This window comes from Enterobacter cloacae complex sp. 2024EL-00711 (genome assembly GCF_047529885.1).
Lineage (GTDB): Bacteria > Pseudomonadota > Gammaproteobacteria > Enterobacterales > Enterobacteriaceae > Enterobacter > Enterobacter ludwigii.
The window spans coordinates 72,103-88,984 of record NZ_JBLIZC010000004.1; the positions used below are offsets into that span (position 1 = coordinate 72,103).

General features: G+C 54.6%; 17 protein-coding genes. 16 read left to right on the plus strand and 1 reads right to left on the minus strand.

The features are described from left to right. The first annotated feature begins 91 nt into the window (after nucleotides 1-91). The 4 genes from ACMVME_RS12700 (at nucleotide 92) to rihA (ending at nucleotide 3,296) form a co-directional block, all read left to right on the plus strand. A complete protein-coding gene (locus tag ACMVME_RS12700) occupies nucleotides 92-832 on the plus strand; it encodes an amino acid ABC transporter permease (RefSeq protein ID WP_020884992.1) in 741 nt (246 codons plus the stop codon). Further along, nucleotides 832-1,506, plus strand: a complete 675-nt coding sequence (gene gltK / locus ACMVME_RS12705) for a glutamate/aspartate ABC transporter permease GltK (RefSeq protein ID WP_014169128.1) — start codon at nucleotides 832-834, stop codon at nucleotides 1,504-1,506. The genes ACMVME_RS12700 and gltK overlap by 1 nt, the downstream gene beginning before the upstream one ends. Next, on the plus strand, nucleotides 1,506-2,231 hold the full coding sequence (locus ACMVME_RS12710) for an amino acid ABC transporter ATP-binding protein (protein ID WP_014169127.1): 726 nt from the start codon (nucleotides 1,506-1,508) through the stop codon (nucleotides 2,229-2,231). The genes gltK and ACMVME_RS12710 overlap by 1 nt, the downstream gene beginning before the upstream one ends. A 120-nt stretch (nucleotides 2,232-2,351) precedes the next feature. Continuing rightward, nucleotides 2,352-3,296: a pyrimidine-specific ribonucleoside hydrolase RihA gene (rihA, locus tag ACMVME_RS12715; RefSeq protein ID WP_032681425.1), complete on the plus strand. Its 945-nt coding sequence runs from the start codon at nucleotides 2,352-2,354 to the stop codon at nucleotides 3,294-3,296. 79 nt (nucleotides 3,297-3,375) lie between these two features. Here the strand turns inward: rihA and ACMVME_RS12720 are convergent, their stop codons facing one another. Then, the gene (locus ACMVME_RS12720; RefSeq protein ID WP_025204671.1) at nucleotides 3,376-3,858 is read right to left on the minus strand and encodes a zinc ribbon-containing protein; all 483 of its coding nucleotides are present in this window, start codon (nucleotides 3,856-3,858) and stop codon (nucleotides 3,376-3,378) included. Nucleotides 3,859-4,072: 214 nt separating this feature from the next. On the opposite strand from ACMVME_RS12720, the gene leuS reads away from it, so the two are divergent. The 12 genes from leuS (at nucleotide 4,073) to lipB (ending at nucleotide 16,618) form a co-directional block, all read left to right on the plus strand. After that, nucleotides 4,073-6,655 (plus strand): leucine--tRNA ligase, encoded by a 2,583-nt coding sequence (leuS, locus tag ACMVME_RS12725; protein WP_020884994.1) that lies wholly within the window; start codon nucleotides 4,073-4,075, stop codon nucleotides 6,653-6,655. Nucleotides 6,656-6,669: 14 nt separating this feature from the next. Beyond that, nucleotides 6,670-7,239, plus strand: a complete 570-nt coding sequence (lptE, locus tag ACMVME_RS12730; protein ID WP_020884995.1) for an LPS assembly lipoprotein LptE — start codon at nucleotides 6,670-6,672, stop codon at nucleotides 7,237-7,239. Further along, nucleotides 7,239-8,270: a DNA polymerase III subunit delta gene (gene holA / locus ACMVME_RS12735; RefSeq protein WP_032677681.1), complete on the plus strand. Its 1,032-nt coding sequence runs from the start codon at nucleotides 7,239-7,241 to the stop codon at nucleotides 8,268-8,270. The genes lptE and holA overlap by 1 nt, the downstream gene beginning before the upstream one ends. Continuing rightward, nucleotides 8,263-8,928 carry a nicotinate-nucleotide adenylyltransferase gene (nadD, locus tag ACMVME_RS12740; protein WP_032681426.1) on the plus strand — a complete coding sequence of 222 codons (666 nt, stop codon included), beginning with the start codon at nucleotides 8,263-8,265 and terminating at the stop codon, nucleotides 8,926-8,928. The genes holA and nadD overlap by 8 nt, the downstream gene beginning before the upstream one ends. A gap of 270 nt (nucleotides 8,929-9,198) precedes the next feature. Then, nucleotides 9,199-9,516 (plus strand): ribosome silencing factor, encoded by a 318-nt coding sequence (rsfS, locus tag ACMVME_RS12745; RefSeq protein WP_003858696.1) that lies wholly within the window; start codon nucleotides 9,199-9,201, stop codon nucleotides 9,514-9,516. Nucleotides 9,517-9,519: 3 nt separating this feature from the next. Further along, a complete protein-coding gene (gene rlmH / locus ACMVME_RS12750; protein ID WP_003858701.1) occupies nucleotides 9,520-9,987 on the plus strand; it encodes a 23S rRNA (pseudouridine(1915)-N(3))-methyltransferase RlmH in 468 nt (155 codons plus the stop codon). Nucleotides 9,988-10,015: 28 nt separating this feature from the next. Beyond that, entirely contained in the window at nucleotides 10,016-11,917 is a 1,902-nt protein-coding gene (gene mrdA / locus ACMVME_RS12755) for a peptidoglycan DD-transpeptidase MrdA (protein ID WP_014169119.1), read from the plus strand. Between the two features lie 2 nt (nucleotides 11,918-11,919). Continuing rightward, the gene (gene mrdB, locus ACMVME_RS12760; protein WP_014169118.1) at nucleotides 11,920-13,032 is read left to right on the plus strand and encodes a peptidoglycan glycosyltransferase MrdB; all 1,113 of its coding nucleotides are present in this window, start codon (nucleotides 11,920-11,922) and stop codon (nucleotides 13,030-13,032) included. Between the two features lie 16 nt (nucleotides 13,033-13,048). Beyond that, a complete protein-coding gene (gene rlpA / locus ACMVME_RS12765; RefSeq protein WP_032681427.1) occupies nucleotides 13,049-14,161 on the plus strand; it encodes an endolytic peptidoglycan transglycosylase RlpA in 1,113 nt (370 codons plus the stop codon). A gap of 139 nt (nucleotides 14,162-14,300) precedes the next feature. Then, on the plus strand, nucleotides 14,301-15,512 hold the full coding sequence (dacA, locus tag ACMVME_RS12770; RefSeq protein ID WP_014169116.1) for a D-alanyl-D-alanine carboxypeptidase DacA: 1,212 nt from the start codon (nucleotides 14,301-14,303) through the stop codon (nucleotides 15,510-15,512). A gap of 105 nt (nucleotides 15,513-15,617) precedes the next feature. Further along, the gene (ybeD, locus tag ACMVME_RS12775; protein ID WP_003858718.1) at nucleotides 15,618-15,881 is read left to right on the plus strand and encodes a DUF493 family protein YbeD; all 264 of its coding nucleotides are present in this window, start codon (nucleotides 15,618-15,620) and stop codon (nucleotides 15,879-15,881) included. A 95-nt stretch (nucleotides 15,882-15,976) separates the two neighbouring features. Beyond that, nucleotides 15,977-16,618 carry a lipoyl(octanoyl) transferase LipB gene (gene lipB / locus ACMVME_RS12780; protein WP_020885000.1) on the plus strand — a complete coding sequence of 214 codons (642 nt, stop codon included), beginning with the start codon at nucleotides 15,977-15,979 and terminating at the stop codon, nucleotides 16,616-16,618. Nucleotides 16,619-16,882: the final 264 nt, after the last annotated feature.

Consider the following 16,882-nt stretch of genomic DNA (forward strand, 5'->3'; position numbering starts at 1 on the left):
TTGAGTGGTCGTTCCCCACTCAGCGCGAAAAATGAGCTTCTCACCAATCTTCGAGGGTAGCGCTGCTACCCTTTTTTTTCTGGAGTTTATTATGTCAATAGACTGGAACTGGGGCATATTCCTGCAACAAGCCCCGTTCGGCAACACCACCTATCTTGGCTGGCTGTGGAGCGGTTTTCAGGTTACCGTCGCCTTATCGATCACGGCGTGGATTATCGCGTTTCTTGTCGGTTCACTGTTCGGTATTTTGCGCACCGTACCTAACCGTTTTCTCTCATCTCTCGGCACCCTGTATGTGGAACTGTTCCGTAACGTTCCGCTGATTGTGCAATTTTTCACCTGGTATCTGGTCGTCCCGGAACTGCTGCCGGAAAATATTGGCATGTGGTTTAAGTCGGAACTGGATCCGAACGTGCAGTTCTTTGTCTCTTCCATGCTCTGCCTGGGGCTCTTCACCGCCGCGCGCGTTTGCGAGCAGGTGCGTGCCGCCATTCAGTCACTGCCGCGCGGACAAAAAAATGCTGGCCTGGCGATGGGCCTGACGCTGCCACAAACTTACCGCTACGTACTGCTGCCTAACGCTTACCGCGTCATTGTTCCACCAATGACGTCTGAGATGATGAACCTGGTGAAAAACTCGGCCATCGCCTCGACCATCGGTCTGGTGGATATGGCCGCACAGGCGGGCAAGCTGCTGGATTATTCCGCCCACGCGTGGGAATCCTTCACGGCGATCACACTCGCCTATGTTCTGATTAACACTTTCATCATGCTGGTGATGAACCTGGTTGAACGCAAAATCCGCCTGCCGGGCAATCTGGGGGGCAAATAATGTACGAATTTGACTGGAGTTCTATCGTTCCATCCATGCCTTACCTGCTGGATGGCCTGCTGATCACCTTAAAAATCACCGTGATTGCTATTGTGGTGGGTATCGTCTGGGGCACCCTGCTGGCGGTCATGCGCCTGTCGGCCTTTAAACCGTTCGCCTGGTTTGCCACGGCCTACGTTAACGTTTTCCGCTCCATCCCCCTGGTGATGGTACTGCTGTGGTTTTACCTGATTGTTCCCGGCTTTCTGCAAAACGTGCTGGGGCTGTCGCCGAAAACCGATATCCGCCTGATCTCCGCGATGGTCGCGTTCTCAATGTTTGAGGCTGCTTACTATTCAGAGATTATCCGAGCGGGTATTCAGAGTATTTCCCGTGGGCAGTCCAGCGCCGCGCTGGCGCTGGGGATGACGCACTGGCAATCCATGCAGCTCATTATTCTGCCGCAGGCGTTTCGCGCCATGGTTCCCCTCCTGCTGACCCAGGGCATCGTACTGTTCCAGGATACCTCTCTGGTCTACGTATTGAGCCTGGCAGACTTCTTCCGTACCGCGTCTACCATCGGTGAACGTGACGGTACGCAGGTCGAAATGGTGCTCTTCGCGGGTGGCGTCTATTTTGTGATTAGTTTAAGCGCGTCGCTGTTGGTCAGCTGGCTGAAGAAAAGGACTGTATAATGATTTCCCTGAAAAATGTTTCTAAATGGTATGGGCACTTTCAGGTGCTGACCGACTGCTCAACCGAAGTGAAAAAAGGTGACGTGGTGGTGGTATGTGGGCCATCCGGCTCCGGTAAATCCACGCTGATCAAAACCGTTAACGGCCTGGAGCCGGTGCAGCAAGGTGAGATCCTCGTCAATGGCACCAAAGTCAATGACAGGAAAACCAACCTTGCTCAGCTGCGTTCCCACGTCGGCATGGTGTTCCAGCACTTTGAGCTGTTTCCGCACCTCTCCATTATCGAGAACCTGACGCTGGCGCAGGTAAAAGTGCTGAAACGCGATAAAAAGCTCGCGCGCGATAAAGGTCTGAAGCTGCTGGAACGCGTGGGGCTCTCAGCGCATGCTGATAAATTCCCGGCGCAGCTCTCTGGCGGTCAGCAGCAGCGTGTGGCTATTGCCCGGGCCCTGTGTATGGATCCGGTCGCCATGCTGTTTGATGAACCGACTTCCGCTCTCGATCCCGAGATGATCAACGAAGTGCTGGACGTAATGGTTGAGCTGGCGCACGAAGGGATGACGATGATGGTGGTGACCCACGAAATGGGCTTTGCCCGCAAAGTGGCGAACCGCGTGATCTTCATGGACGAAGGGAAGATTGTTGAAGACTCGCCGAAAGAAGAGTTCTTCGCCAATCCAAAATCCGAGCGAGCAAAAGACTTCCTCGCCAAAATCCTGCACTAATCTCCCCGGTGCGCAATCTGCGGATTGCGCACTGCTTCACGCTTTAGCTCTCTTCTTCTCGTCGGCGTCACATTGCAGCGTTAACCTTGTCACAAAATAATGCTACGTATGGAGCACGCTATGGCACAACCTATCCTTCTCGATTGCGACCCGGGTCATGATGACGCGATCGCCCTCGTCCTTGCACTTGCCTCCCCTGAACTGGACATCAAAGCCGTTACGTCCTCTGCCGGAAACCAGACCCCGGAGAAAACGCTGCGTAATGTCCTGCGTATGCTGACGTTGCTCAAACGCACCGATATACCGGTCGCCGGTGGTGCTGTCAAACCGCTCATGCGCGATCTGATCATTGCCGACAACGTGCACGGTGAAAGTGGGCTGGATGGCCCGGCACTGCCCGAACCGGGGTTTGAAGCGCAACCCTGCACCGCCGTAGAGTTGATGGCGAAAGTGCTGCGTGAAAGCGCGGAACCGGTCACGCTGGTGGCCACCGGCCCGCAAACCAACGTTGCGCTGCTGCTCAACAGCCATCCGGAATTGCACAGTAAAATCGCCCGAATCGTGATCATGGGCGGCGCAATGGGACTCGGGAACTGGACGCCAGCGGCGGAGTTCAACATTTTTGTCGATCCGGAAGCCGCAGAGATTGTCTTCCAGTCTGGCCTGCCGATTGTCATGGCCGGCCTGGACGTCACCCATCGCGCACAAATAATGGCGCACGACATTGCGCGCTTTCGTGCCATTGGCAACCCGGTGGCGACAACCGTCGCAGAATTGCTGGACTTCTTTATGGCGTATCACAAAGCCGAGAAATGGGGTTTTCACGGCGCGCCGCTGCACGATCCGTGCACCATTGCCTGGCTGCTCAAACCGGAGATGTTTACCACAGTAGAACGGTGGGTGGGCGTGGAAACCCAGGGGAAATACACTCAGGGTATGACGGTGGTGGACTACTATTCACTGACGGGCAATCAACCCAATACCACGCTGATGGTGGATATCGACCGGGAAGCGTTCGTGGATTTGCTGGCGGAAAGACTCAGCTATTACAGTCAGGCCCGGTAAGCGATGGCCACCGGGCATGGTAGACTGCTCTGTGGCCTGATGCCCTCCCTCTGACCTGAAGGCAGAGGGCGGCTTTTACTTAGGGCTCAAACGGCCGACGCTGGAACTGATCGTGTCCACACTTTGGACACAGCGGCAACACATCCGGCGTATAGACTGCAATGTGGTGATGGCATTTCTCGCACACCAGATTCCCCAGTCCGACCACTTCTCCGCTGTGATAGACCCCGTGGTGGTTGAGATCCTGAAAGACTTCACGCCACTCCAGCTGCGTTTTATCGGTGATATCCGCCAGCTCCTGCCACAGGCTTTCTTTAATTACCCGCATAAAAACGCTGTCGGTAACCTCGTTCTGACTCTCTTCGTAGCTTCGCGCAAACTCTTCCAGGTCGCGGCGTACGGCGCGCGTCACCTCTTCCACTTCGGTTCGCGTTAACTCACCCGTTTGCGTCACGCGGGCCCGCGCCTGTTCCACCAGCGCATCGATATCACGCTCGCCGTTACGCAGCCGTTCCGTCAGTGTTGTCACCAGTTCTCGGTAAAATTGAGCAACCTTGTTCATCATTTTGCCTCCCGGGTAAGTAACTGACTCTAATAATAGACCTTATTTCGCCACCGCTTTGCCAGGTGAACCACAGACCCGACAAATTCCTCACGCGCGCATTTGTGCGAAAGGCTGTTTTGGCGCGGGCGTTTGGGCTATGCTATGCGGATCTGAATTACCACATCCATTGGCTACATTTGTAGCTGTATTGAAAACAGGACCACTGGCTGCCATGCAAGAGCAATACCGCCCGGAAGAGATAGAATCAAAAGTCCAGCAACACTGGGACGAGAAGCGCACCTTTGAAGTAACCGAAGACGAGAGCAAAGAGAAGTATTACTGCCTGTCGATGCTTCCCTATCCTTCTGGTCGACTACACATGGGCCACGTGCGTAACTACACCATTGGTGATGTGATTGCCCGCTATCAGCGTATGCTCGGCAAAAACGTCCTGCAGCCAATCGGCTGGGATGCGTTTGGTCTGCCTGCAGAAGGCGCGGCGGTCAAAAACAACACGGCACCTGCCCCGTGGACGTACGACAACATCGCGTACATGAAAAACCAGCTCAAAATGCTGGGCTTTGGCTATGACTGGAGCCGCGAGCTGGCGACCTGCACCCCGGAATACTACCGCTGGGAGCAGAAATTCTTCACCGAGCTGTACAAAAAAGGCCTGGTGTACAAGAAGACCTCTGCCGTTAACTGGTGCCCGAACGACCAGACCGTACTGGCGAACGAGCAGGTTATCGACGGCTGCTGCTGGCGTTGTGATACCAAAGTTGAGCGTAAAGAGATCCCACAGTGGTTTATCAAAATCACCGCCTACGCTGACGAGCTGCTGAACGATCTGGATAATCTGGATCACTGGCCTGATACCGTCAAGACCATGCAGCGTAACTGGATCGGCCGTTCAGAAGGCGTGGAGATCACCTTCAACGTTGAGAACGACGATCGGACTCTGACCGTCTACACTACCCGTCCGGACACCTTCATGGGTGCGACCTATCTGGCCGTGGCCGCTGGTCACCCGCTGGCACAGAAAGCCGCGGAAAACAACCCGGAACTGGCGGCCTTCATCGACGAGTGCCGCAACACCAAAGTGGCCGAAGCCGACATGGCGACGATGGAGAAGAAAGGCGTTGATACCGGCTTTAAGGCTATCCATCCCCTGACGGGCGAAGCAATCCCTGTCTGGGCAGCCAACTTCGTGCTGATGGAGTACGGTACGGGTGCCGTCATGGCCGTTCCAGGCCACGATCAGCGTGACTACGAATTTGCCACCAAATATGGCCTGACCATCAAGCCTGTCATCCTCGCGGCTGACGGTTCTGAGCCAGACCTCTCCGCACAAGCCCTGACCGAAAAAGGCACGCTGTTCAACTCGGGTGAATTCAGCGGTCTGAGCTTTGAAGATGGCTTCAACGCGATTGCCGACAAGTTAGCGTCGCTGGGCGTCGGTGAGCGTAAAGTCAACTACCGCCTGCGCGACTGGGGTGTCTCTCGCCAGCGCTACTGGGGAGCACCTATCCCAATGGTGACGCTGGAAGATGGTACCGTGATGCCAACGCCAGAAGATCAACTCCCGGTGATCCTGCCGGAAGATGTGATCATGGACGGTATCACCAGCCCAATCAAAGCCGATCCTGAGTGGGCAAAAACGACCGTTAACGGCCAGCCAGCGCTGCGTGAAACTGACACCTTTGATACCTTTATGGAATCGTCATGGTACTACGCGCGTTACACCTGCCCGCAGTATCAGGAAGGCATGCTGGATTCCGATGCAGCAAACTACTGGCTGCCTGTGGACATCTACATCGGTGGTATTGAACACGCCATCATGCACCTGCTCTACTTCCGCTTCTTCCACAAGCTGATGCGCGACGCAGGCATGGTCAACTCTGACGAACCAGCAAAACAGCTGCTGTGTCAGGGCATGGTGCTGGCCGATGCCTTCTACTACGTCGGGGCGAACGGCGAGCGTAACTGGGTGTCTCCGGTTGACGCGATCGTTGAGCGCGACGAGAAAGGTCGTATCGTGAAGGCGAAAGACGCCGAAGGTCATGAACTGGTTTATACCGGCATGAGCAAGATGTCGAAGTCTAAAAACAACGGCATCGACCCTCAGGTGATGGTTGAGCGTTACGGCGCAGATACCGTGCGTCTGTTTATGATGTTTGCCTCTCCAGCTGACATGACCCTGGAATGGCAGGAATCGGGCGTTGAAGGGGCTAACCGCTTCCTGAAGCGTGTCTGGAAACTGGTTTACGAGCACACCTCTCAGGGTGATGCTCCGGCAGTGAACGTCGCGGCACTGACTGAAGATCAGCAGGCGCTGCGTCGTGATGTTCATAAAACGATTGCAAAAGTGACCGATGATATTGGTCGTCGTCAGACCTTCAATACCGCAATTGCGGCTATTATGGAACTGATGAACAAGCTGGCAAAAGCCCCGCAGGACGGCGAGCAGGATCGTGCCTTAATGCGTGAAGCGCTGCTGGCCGTCGTTCGCATGTTGAACCCGTTCACCCCGCACGTCAGCTTCACCCTCTGGCAGGAGCTGAAAGGCGAAGGCGATATCGACAACGCACCGTGGCCAGTGGCTGACGAATCCGCGATGGTGGAAAACACCACGCTGGTTGTGGTCCAGGTTAACGGCAAAGTTCGCGGTAAAATTACCGTGGCGGTCGATGCTACCGAAGAACAGGTTCGCGAACGCGCAGGCCAGGAACATCTGGTTGCGAAATATCTTGAGGGCGTTACCGTACGTAAAGTGATCTACGTACCGGGTAAATTGCTGAATCTGGTCGTTGGCTAAGCGCGGGAGGAAACGTGCGACAACTGGCAACAATACTCTTATCTCTGGCGGTGCTTGTCACCGCTGGTTGTGGCTGGCATCTGCGCAATACCACGGCAGTGCCTGCTGAAATGAAAACGATGATTTTCGACTCATCGGATCCGAATGGTCCACTCAGCCGGGCAATTCGAAACCAGCTGCGTCTTAACGATGTTGAGTTGATTGAGAAAGGGACGTTACGTCAGGATGTTCCATCCCTGCGCGTTCTGGGCTCAACCTTAGCCAAAGACACGGCGTCCATTTTCCAGGACGGCCGTACCGCAGAGTATCAGATGGTCCTGTCGGTTAATGCTGCCGTTCTGATCCCGGGTAAAGACATCTACCCAATCAGCACGAAAGTGTACCGTTCGTTCTTCGATAACCCGCAGACGGCTCTGGCAAAAGACGCCGAGCAGCAGATTATCATTAACGAAATGTACGATAAGGCCGCAGAGCAGCTGATCCGTAAGCTGCCGGGCGTTGCCGCATCAACGAAACAGGGTTCTGACATCATCGAAAAACCGGATGCCACCACGCCTCCTGTTTCTGCCTCCATGGGTAACTGATGATCAGGCTGTATCCTGAACAACTCCGCGCGCAGCTCAATGAAGGGCTGCGCGCGGCGTATCTGCTTCTCGGAAACGATCCGTTATTACTTCAGGAAAGCCTGGATGCCGTCCGACAGGCGGCGGCCGGTCAGGGCTTTGATGAACACCACACCGTCCAACTGGATAACAACACCGACTGGAATGCCCTCTTCTCGCTTTGCCAGGCGATGAGCCTCTTCGCATCGCGCCAGACCATCCAGATCCTGCTACCGGAGAATGGCCCTAACGCGGCCATCAATGAACAGCTGGCAACGCTGGTCAGTCTGCTGCACAGCGATCTGCTGTTTATTGTGCGCGGCAACAAGCTCACCAAAGCGCAGGAAAACGCGGCCTGGTTTACCCAGCTCGCGGCCAATGCGGTTATGGTGACCTGTCAGACGCCTGAACAATCCCATCTGCCAAAATGGGTCGCGACAAGAGCGAAGCAAAACAATCTTCAGCTGGACGACGCCGCAAACCAGCTTCTCTGCTACTGCTATGAAGGTAACCTGCTGGCACTGGCGCAGGCGCTGGACAGGCTCTCCCTGCTCTGGCCAGACGGTAAGCTGACACTGCCACGCGTGGAGCAGGCCGTTAACGATGCCGCGCACTTTACGCCCTTCCACTGGGTGGATGCGCTGCTGGCAGCGAAAAGCAAACGCGCCCTGCATATACTGCAACAGCTGCGCCTGGAAGGTAGCGAACCGGTTATTTTGCTGCGCACCCTTCAGCGTGAATTATTACTGCTGATTACGCTCAAGCGTCAGTCTGCACATACGCCATTACGTTCGCTGTTTGATAAACATCGGGTGTGGCAAAACCGTCGGGCGATGACCACCGAGGCCATCAACCGCCTGAGTCATGAACAGCTGCGTCAGGCCGTGCAGCTTCTGATGCGCGCTGAGCTTACGTTGAAACAAGATTATGGTCAGTCGGTCTGGGCGGAGCTGGAAAGTCTCTCTCTGCTGCTCTGCCATAAGGCGCTGGCAGACGTATTTATCGATGGATAGTATGCATTCTTTACAGGCCCTGTACGGTGGCACCTTCGACCCGGTCCATTACGGACATCTGAAGCCGGTTGAAATTCTGGCGAATCTGATCGGCCTTCAGCGCGTAATCATCATGCCCAATAATGTGCCGCCACACCGTCCACAACCTGAGGCGAGCAGCGAGCAGAGAAAAGAGATGCTCACTCTGGCTATCGCGGATAAACCGCTTTTTAGCCTTGATGAGCGAGAACTGCGCCGCAACACACCGTCCTGGACGTCGCAAACGCTGCAGGAGTGGCGAGCCGAGCAAGGGCCGGACACGCCGCTGGCCTTTATTATTGGTCAGGACTCCCTGCTCAATTTTCCCACCTGGCACCAGTATGAAACGATTCTGGAAAACAGCCACCTGCTTGTCTGTCGCCGTCCGGGCTATCCGCTGACCATGCGAGAAGAGCAGTACCAGCAGTGGCTTGAGGCGCATCTCACAGACAATATTGAAGACTTGCACAACCAGCCTGCCGGGAAGATTTATCTGGCAGAGACGCCGTGGTTCGATATTTCTGCGACCCTCATTCGCGAGCGTCTGCAGCAGGGATTAGCCTGTGACGATCTGCTGCCATCATCTGTGCTGGACTACATTCACGCGCATGGGTTGTATCAGAAAAGCGCAGACGCATAGCGGGGGCGCATGAAAAAGCGGCGTAATGATTATCCTGCCTTGACAGGTTAAGCCATACTGTTATCCTCCGCTGCCAGACTTTCCCGCCGATCATTGCTTTACAGAAATTGTTTTACAAAAATGGCGATGCAATCTCAGGCGGAGGGTGGGATGATACCCGCCTTCAAAAGCCCGGCCGGAGACATTTGTCCCGACACTGGCGTCAGTTCAGGTATACTGTCTGGCCACGAATTCATAGTTATACAATCTCATTCACCCCAGGGGGAAAACTTGCAGGGTAAAGCACTCCAGGATTTTGTTATCGACAAAATTGATGACCTGAAAGGTCAGGACATCATCGCTATCGACGTTAAGGGTAAATCCAGCATCACCGACTGCATGATTATCTGCACCGGTACTTCAACGCGTCATGTTGTTTCGATTGCCGACCACGTTGTTCAGGAATCGCGTGCAGCAGGCCTGTTACCGCTTGGCGTTGAAGGTGAAGCGACCGCTGACTGGGTGGTTGTCGATCTCGGCGATGTGATTGTCCATGTCATGCAGGAAGAGAGTCGTCGCCTGTATGAGCTGGAAAAACTCTGGGGTTAATGCGTGAAGTTGCAACTGGTCGCCGTCGGCACCAAAATGCCGGACTGGGTACAAACCGGTTTTACTGAATATCTGCGTCGTTTTCCAAAAGACATGCCGTTCGAACTGGTGGAAATTCCCGCCGGGAAACGCGGCAAGAACGCCGATATCAAACGTATTCTCGATAAAGAGGGAGAGCTGATGCTGGCTGCCGCAGGCAAAAACCGCATCGTCACCCTCGATATTCCAGGTAAACCCTGGGATACGCCGCAGCTGGCGCACGAACTGGAGCGCTGGAAGCAGGATGGTCGTGACGTCAGTCTGTTGATTGGCGGGCCTGAAGGGTTATCTCCTGCCTGCAAAGCGGCGGCAGAACAAAGTTGGTCTCTCTCCGCGCTGACGCTTCCCCACCCGCTCGTTCGGGTACTGGTGGCAGAAAGCCTGTATCGCGCGTGGAGCATTACTACCAACCACCCATATCACCGCGAGTAGTGACTGACCAGGGTAGATTAAGCAGCGGATGAAACTACAGAATTCTTTTCGCGACTATACGGCTGAGTCCGCGCTGTTTGTGCGCCGGGCGCTGGTCGCCTTTACGGGGATTTTGCTGCTTACCGGCGTGCTGATCGCCAACCTCTATAATCTGCAAATTGTCCGCTTTACCGATTATCAGACGCGTTCAAACGAAAACCGTATCAAGCTGGTGCCCATCGCGCCCAGCCGCGGCATTATCTACGACCGTAACGGCACTCCGCTGGCGTTAAACCGCACCATTTATCAAATCGAAATGATGCCGGAAAAAGTCGATAATGTGCAGGATACGCTTGAAGCGCTAAAAGGCGTTGTCGATCTGACCGACGATGATATCGCCGCGTTCAAAAAAGAGCGTGCCCGCTCCCACCGTTTCACCTCAATCCCGGTTAAAACGAACCTGACGGAAGTCCAGGTGGCCCGCTTTGCCGTGAACCAGTATCGTTTTCCCGGCGTGGAAGTGAAAGGTTACAAGCGTCGCTACTACCCTTACGGTTCCGCGCTGACGCATGTCATTGGTTACGTTTCCAAGATCAACGATAAAGACGTTGAACGCCTCGATAAAGACGGCAAACTGGCGAACTACGCGGCGACGCATGATATCGGTAAGCTGGGGATCGAACGCTACTACGAAGATGTCCTGCACGGGCAGACCGGCTATGAAGAGGTTGAAGTTAACAACCGTGGCCGCGTCATTCGCCAGCTCAAAGAAGTGCCACCGCAGGCGGGGCATGACGTCTACCTGACGCTCGACCTCAAGCTGCAGCAGTATATTGAAACCTTACTGGCGGGCAGCCGTGCTGCCGTTGTCGTCACCGATCCGCGTTCCGGCGGCATTCTGGCGATGGTGTCCATGCCAAGCTACGACCCGAACCTCTTTGTCGATGGTATCTCCAGCAAAGACTATTCCGGTCTGCTCAATGACCCGAATACACCGCTGGTGAACCGCGCCACACAAGGGGTTTACCCGCCAGCGTCAACGGTAAAACCGTACGTGGCGGTCTCTGCGCTGAGCGCGGGCGTCATCAACCGCAATACCAGTCTGTTTGATCCGGGCTGGTGGCAATTACCAGGCTCTGAAAAACGCTATCGCGACTGGAAAAAATGGGGTCATGGTCACCTCAACGTCACCAAATCGCTGGAAGAGTCTGCGGATACCTTCTTCTACCAGGTTGCGTATGACATGGGCATTGACCGCCTGTCAGAGTGGATGAGCAAATTCGGTTACGGACATTACACCGGCGTTGACCTTTCAGAAGAACGTTCCGGTAACATGCCAACCCGTGAGTGGAAGCTGAAGCGCTTTAAGAAGCCGTGGTATCAGGGTGATACCATTCCGGTGGGTATCGGTCAGGGCTACTGGACGGCGACCCCGATTCAGATGAACAAAGCGATGATGATCCTCATCAACGATGGCGTAGTGAAAGTTCCGCACCTGCTGCAAAGTACGGTTGAAGACGGCAAAAAAGTGCCGTGGATCCAGCCGCATGAAGCCCCGGTGGGTGACATTCATTCCGGTTACTGGGAAATTGCCAAAGACGGTATGTACGGCGTGGCGAACCGCCCGAACGGGACCGCACATAAGTATTTCGCCGGCACACCGTATAAAGTGGCCGCCAAATCCGGTACTGCCCAGGTCTTCGGTCTGAAAGCCAATGAAACCTATAACGCGCACCGCATTGCTGAACGTCTGCGTGACCATAAGCTGATGACGGCCTTTGCCCCTTATGATAACCCGCAGGTTGCGGTGGCGATGATTCTGGAAAACGGCGGCGCAGGTCCGGCCGTAGGGACCATCATGCGCCAGATCCTCGACCACATTATGCTGGGTGATAACAACACCGAACTGCCGGCTGAAAACCCGGCCGCCGCTGCGGCGGAGGACCAATAATCATGACGGATAATCCAAATAAAAAATCGCTGTGGGATAAAATCCACATCGACCCAGCCATGCTGCTGATCCTGCTGGCTCTGCTGGTTTACAGCGCCCTGGTTATCTGGAGCGCCAGCGGCCAGGACATCGGCATGATGGAGCGCAAAATCGGCCAGATCGCGATGGGTCTGGTCATTATGGTGGTCATGGCGCAGATCCCGCCGCGGGTCTATGAAGGCTGGGCGCCGTATCTGTACATATTCTGTATTGTGCTGCTGGTTGCGGTAGATGCCTTTGGGGCCATCTCTAAAGGCGCGCAGCGCTGGCTGGATCTGGGCGTTGTCCGCTTCCAGCCCTCTGAAATAGCCAAAATAGCGGTTCCCTTGATGGTGGCGCGTTTTATTAACCGTGACGTCTGCCCGCCTTCGCTGAAAAATACCGCCATTGCGCTGGTGCTGATTTTCCTGCCGACGCTACTGGTTGCGGCGCAGCCTGACCTCGGCACTTCGATTCTTATCGCCCTCTCCGGCCTGTTTGTCCTGTTCCTGTCGGGTTTAAGCTGGCGTCTGATTGGCATTGCAGTCGTGCTGGTGGCAGCGTTCATCCCGATTCTCTGGTTCTTCCTGATGCATGATTACCAGCGACAACGCGTCATGATGCTGCTCGATCCGGAAACCGATCCGCTGGGTGCGGGCTATCATATTATTCAGTCCAAGATAGCGATCGGTTCCGGCGGCCTGCGCGGTAAAGGCTGGCTGCACGGCACCCAGTCCCAGCTGGAGTTCTTACCGGAACGCCACACCGACTTTATCTTTGCGGTTCTGGCGGAAGAGCTGGGCCTGGTTGGCATCCTGATTCTGCTGGCGCTGTATGTGCTGTTGATCATGCGAGGGCTGTGGATCGCCGCACGTGCGCAAACCACCTTTGGCCGCGTGATGGCAGGCGGGTTGATGCTGATTTTATTCGTTTATGTCTTCGTAAATATTGGTATGGTGAGTGGTATTCTGCCGGTTGTTGGCGTCCCGCTCCCGCTGGTGAGCTACGGAGGCTCGGCACTGATCGTGTTGATGGCCGGGTTTGGTATCGTGATGTCGATCCATACCCACAGAAAAATGTTGTCAAAAAGCGTATAAAAATAAGGGGATCGGAATGCGTAAGCAGTGGCTGGGGATCTGCATTGCGGCAAGTTTACTTGCGGCCTGCACAAGTGATGATGGTCAGCAACAGGCAACCGTCGCGCCGCCGCAGCCTGCGGTTTGTAATGGCCCGATCGTTGAAATCAGCGGTGCCGATCCCGTTTATGAACCGCTCAATGCCAGCGCGAATCAGGATTACGAGCGCGACGGCAAAAGCTACAAAATTGTTCAGGATCCCTCCCGCTTTAGCCAGGCTGGCTTTGCCGCCATTTATGATGCCGAGCCAGGCAGCAACCTGACGGCGACCGGCGAAGCGTTCGATCCGATGCAACTGACGGCGGCTCACCCGACCCTGCCTGTCCCGAGCTACGCCCGTATCACCAACCTGGCGAATGGTCGTATGATCGTGGTACGCATTAACGATCGTGGTCCCTACGGTAACGACCGGGTGATCTCCCTGTCACGCGCGGCTGCAGACCGCCTGAACACCTCGAACAATACCAAAGTCCGTATTGACCCGATTATCGTGGCGCAGGATGGCTCCCTCTCCGGGCCAGGTACCGCGTGTACGACGGTGGCGAAACAGACTTACGCCCTTCCTGACCGCCCGAACCTGGACGGCGGCATGGGAAGCGTCTCTTCTCCGGCAGAGTCTTCTCAGCCAGCAGGAGAAGTGCGCCCAATCAGCAATGATACGCTGCAGAGCGAAGACACGACGGGTGCGCCGGTAAAGAGTAGCGGCTTCCTTGGCGCGCCGACTACGTTAGCCACCGGCGTGCTGGAAGGCAGCGAACCAACGCCAGCACCGGCTCCTGTTGCCGCTCCTGCCACACAACCTGCGCCCGTAACGGCTCCGGCGACGGCGCAAAGCACACCGGTTGCGGCTCCAGCGGCGGCCAGTGGCGGCTTTGTGGTTCAGGTTGGGGCGGTAAGCGATCAGGCCCGTGCGCAGCAGTATCAACAGCGTCTGAGCCAGCAGTTTGGTGTTCCGGGACGCGTTGCGCAAAACGGCGCAGTATGGCGTATTCAGATGGGGCCGTTTGCCAGCAAATCGCAGGCAGCGTCTCTGCAGCAGCGCCTGCAAAATGAAGCCCAACTACAATCATTTATCGCTGTAGCGAAATAATGAACTGGCGGCATCCAAAGTGTCAATTTGTGTAAAACACATTCACAAACTCATGCTTAAAGTCGGATGCCTGCCTGAATAGCATTTGCTATAGTAAGGCACTTTTTTTAATTCCATCACGGATGTCGTTGTTCTGACCATGAAGACCACTTTTTCTGCTCGTTTTGTGCAGCGCATGGCGCTGACCACGGCCCTTTGCGCAACTGCTCTCTCTGCAGCTCACGCCGATGACCTGAATATCAAGACCATGATCCCTGGCGTTCCGCAAATCGACGCGGAATCGTATATCCTGATCGACTACAACTCTGGCAAAGTGCTGGCTGAACAGAATGCCGACGCCCGCCGCGATCCGGCCAGCCTGACCAAAATGATGACCAGCTACGTTATCGGCCAGGCCATGAAAGCAGGGAAGTTCAAAGAAACGGATCTGGTCACCATCGGTAACGATGCGTGGGCAACCGGCAACCCGGTATTTAAAGGTTCATCATTGATGTTCCTGAAACCGGGCATGCAGGTTCCTGTTTCTCAGCTGATCCGTGGTATTAACCTGCAATCCGGTAACGATGCGTGCGTGGCAATGGCCGATTTCGCCGCGGGAAGCCAGGATGCCTTCGTCGGTCTGATGAACAGCTACGTCACCGCGCTGGGTCTGAAGAACAGCCATTTCCAGACCGTACATGGTCTGGACGCAGATGGTCAGTACAGCTCCGCACGTGATATGGCGTTGATTGGTCAGGCGCTGATCCGTGACGTGCCGAACGAATACTCCATCTATAAAGAGAAAGAGTTCACCTTCAACGGTATCCGTCAGACCAACCGTAACGGCCTGCTGTGGGATAACAGCCTGAACGTTGACGGCATCAAAACTGGCCATACCGATAAAGCTGGCTACAACCTGGTTGCTTCTGCCACCGAAGGCCAGATGCGTCTGATCTCTGCCGTGATGGGCGGTCGTACCTTCAAAGGTCGTGAGACGGAAAGCAAGAAACTGCTGACCTGGGGCTTCCGTTTCTTCGAAACCGTGAACCCGCTGAAAGCCGGTAAAGAGTTTGCTTCTGAGCCAGTCTGGTTCGGTGATAACGACCGTGCTTCCCTTGGCGTGGATAAAGATCTGTACCTGACCATTCCTCGTGGTCGCATGAAAGATCTGAAAGCCAGCTACGTACTGAACACCACTGAGCTGCACGCGCCACTGCAGAAAAACCAGGTGGTGGGCACCATCAACTTCCAGCTGGATGGTAAAACCATCGATCAGCGTCCGCTGGTTGTTCTGCAAGAAATCCCGGAAGGCAATTTCTTCGGCAAAATCATTGATTACATTAAATTGATGTTCCATCACTGGTTTGGCTAAAAATTGAACACTTGAAAGTGTGATTTTGATCCCCATATACTAGATATCCTGATAACTCCCACCTGTCGTGGGAGTTATTCTTTTTGACGTTACGCCGGAGCTGACATGAAAACCAAACTTAACGAACTGCTTGAATTCCCTACCCCGTTTACCTACAAAGTAATGGGTCTGGCGAAACCTGAGCTGGTTGATCAGGTGGTTGAAGTGGTACAGCGCCATGCGCCGGGTGACTACTCTCCGTCAGTAAAACCAAGCAGCAAGGGCAACTACCACTCGGTATCCATTACCATTACCGCAACCCACATTGAGCAGGTTGAGACGCTGTACGAAGAGCTCGGCAATATCGAAATTGTTCGTATGGTGCTGTAGTCCCTCTGCGGTTACCCGGTTTGCCGGGTAACCCGCCTCCCCGCTTGTGATATACTCTCCCTCACCTTTTGTCCCTCGTCTTCGGAGACGTCCTTTTGTATCAGGATAAAATTCTTGTCCGTCATCTCGGGCTGCAACCTTACGAGCCTGTCTCCCAGGCCATGCATGATTTCACCGATTCACGCGATGACACCACCCCTGATGAGATCTGGCTGGTCGAACACCTGCCGGTATTTACACAGGGACAGGCGGGAAAAGCGGAACATTTATTGATGACGGGAGATATCCCGGTAATCCAAAGCGATCGCGGTGGGCAGGTCACATACCATGGGCCCGGGCAGCAGGTGATGTACGTTCTGCTGAACCTGAAGCGCAGAAAGCTCGGCGTTCGCGAACTGGTTACCCTGCTGGAACAAACCGTGGTTAACACGCTGGCGGAATACGGTATTGAAGCCCATCCGCGTGCCGATGCGCCGGGCGTCTATGTAGGAGAAAGTAAGATTTGCTCACTGGGGCTGCGTATCCGCAAGGGCTGCTCCTTCCACGGGCTGGCACTGAATATTAATATGGATCTTACCCCCTTCCAGCGCATAAACCCCTGCGGCTACGCCGGAATGGAGATGACGCAAATGCGCCAGTGGGTTGAAAGCGCAACGCCCGAGAATATTCGTCCTGTGCTTTTGAAGAACGTTTTAGCCCTACTTAACAATCCATCTTACGAATATATCACTGCTTAATATATCATGCATCATGGCTCGATTATTTGACGGGCCACTGTTTATTTACCGCTTTTACGCTTTACAATAATCCGCTTATTCTATATTTTCGAAGCGCCCGAATATTACCGCTACATATTATTTAGCCTCCAGCCAGAACTGCATACAGGGCGTAAGTAACTTGCGTGATAATCACACAACTGTTTGTTTTTGATAAACAAGTGAAACAAAACCAACACTTTACGAATCTCTACAAGCATAATAAATAAATTCAACTATCATTCA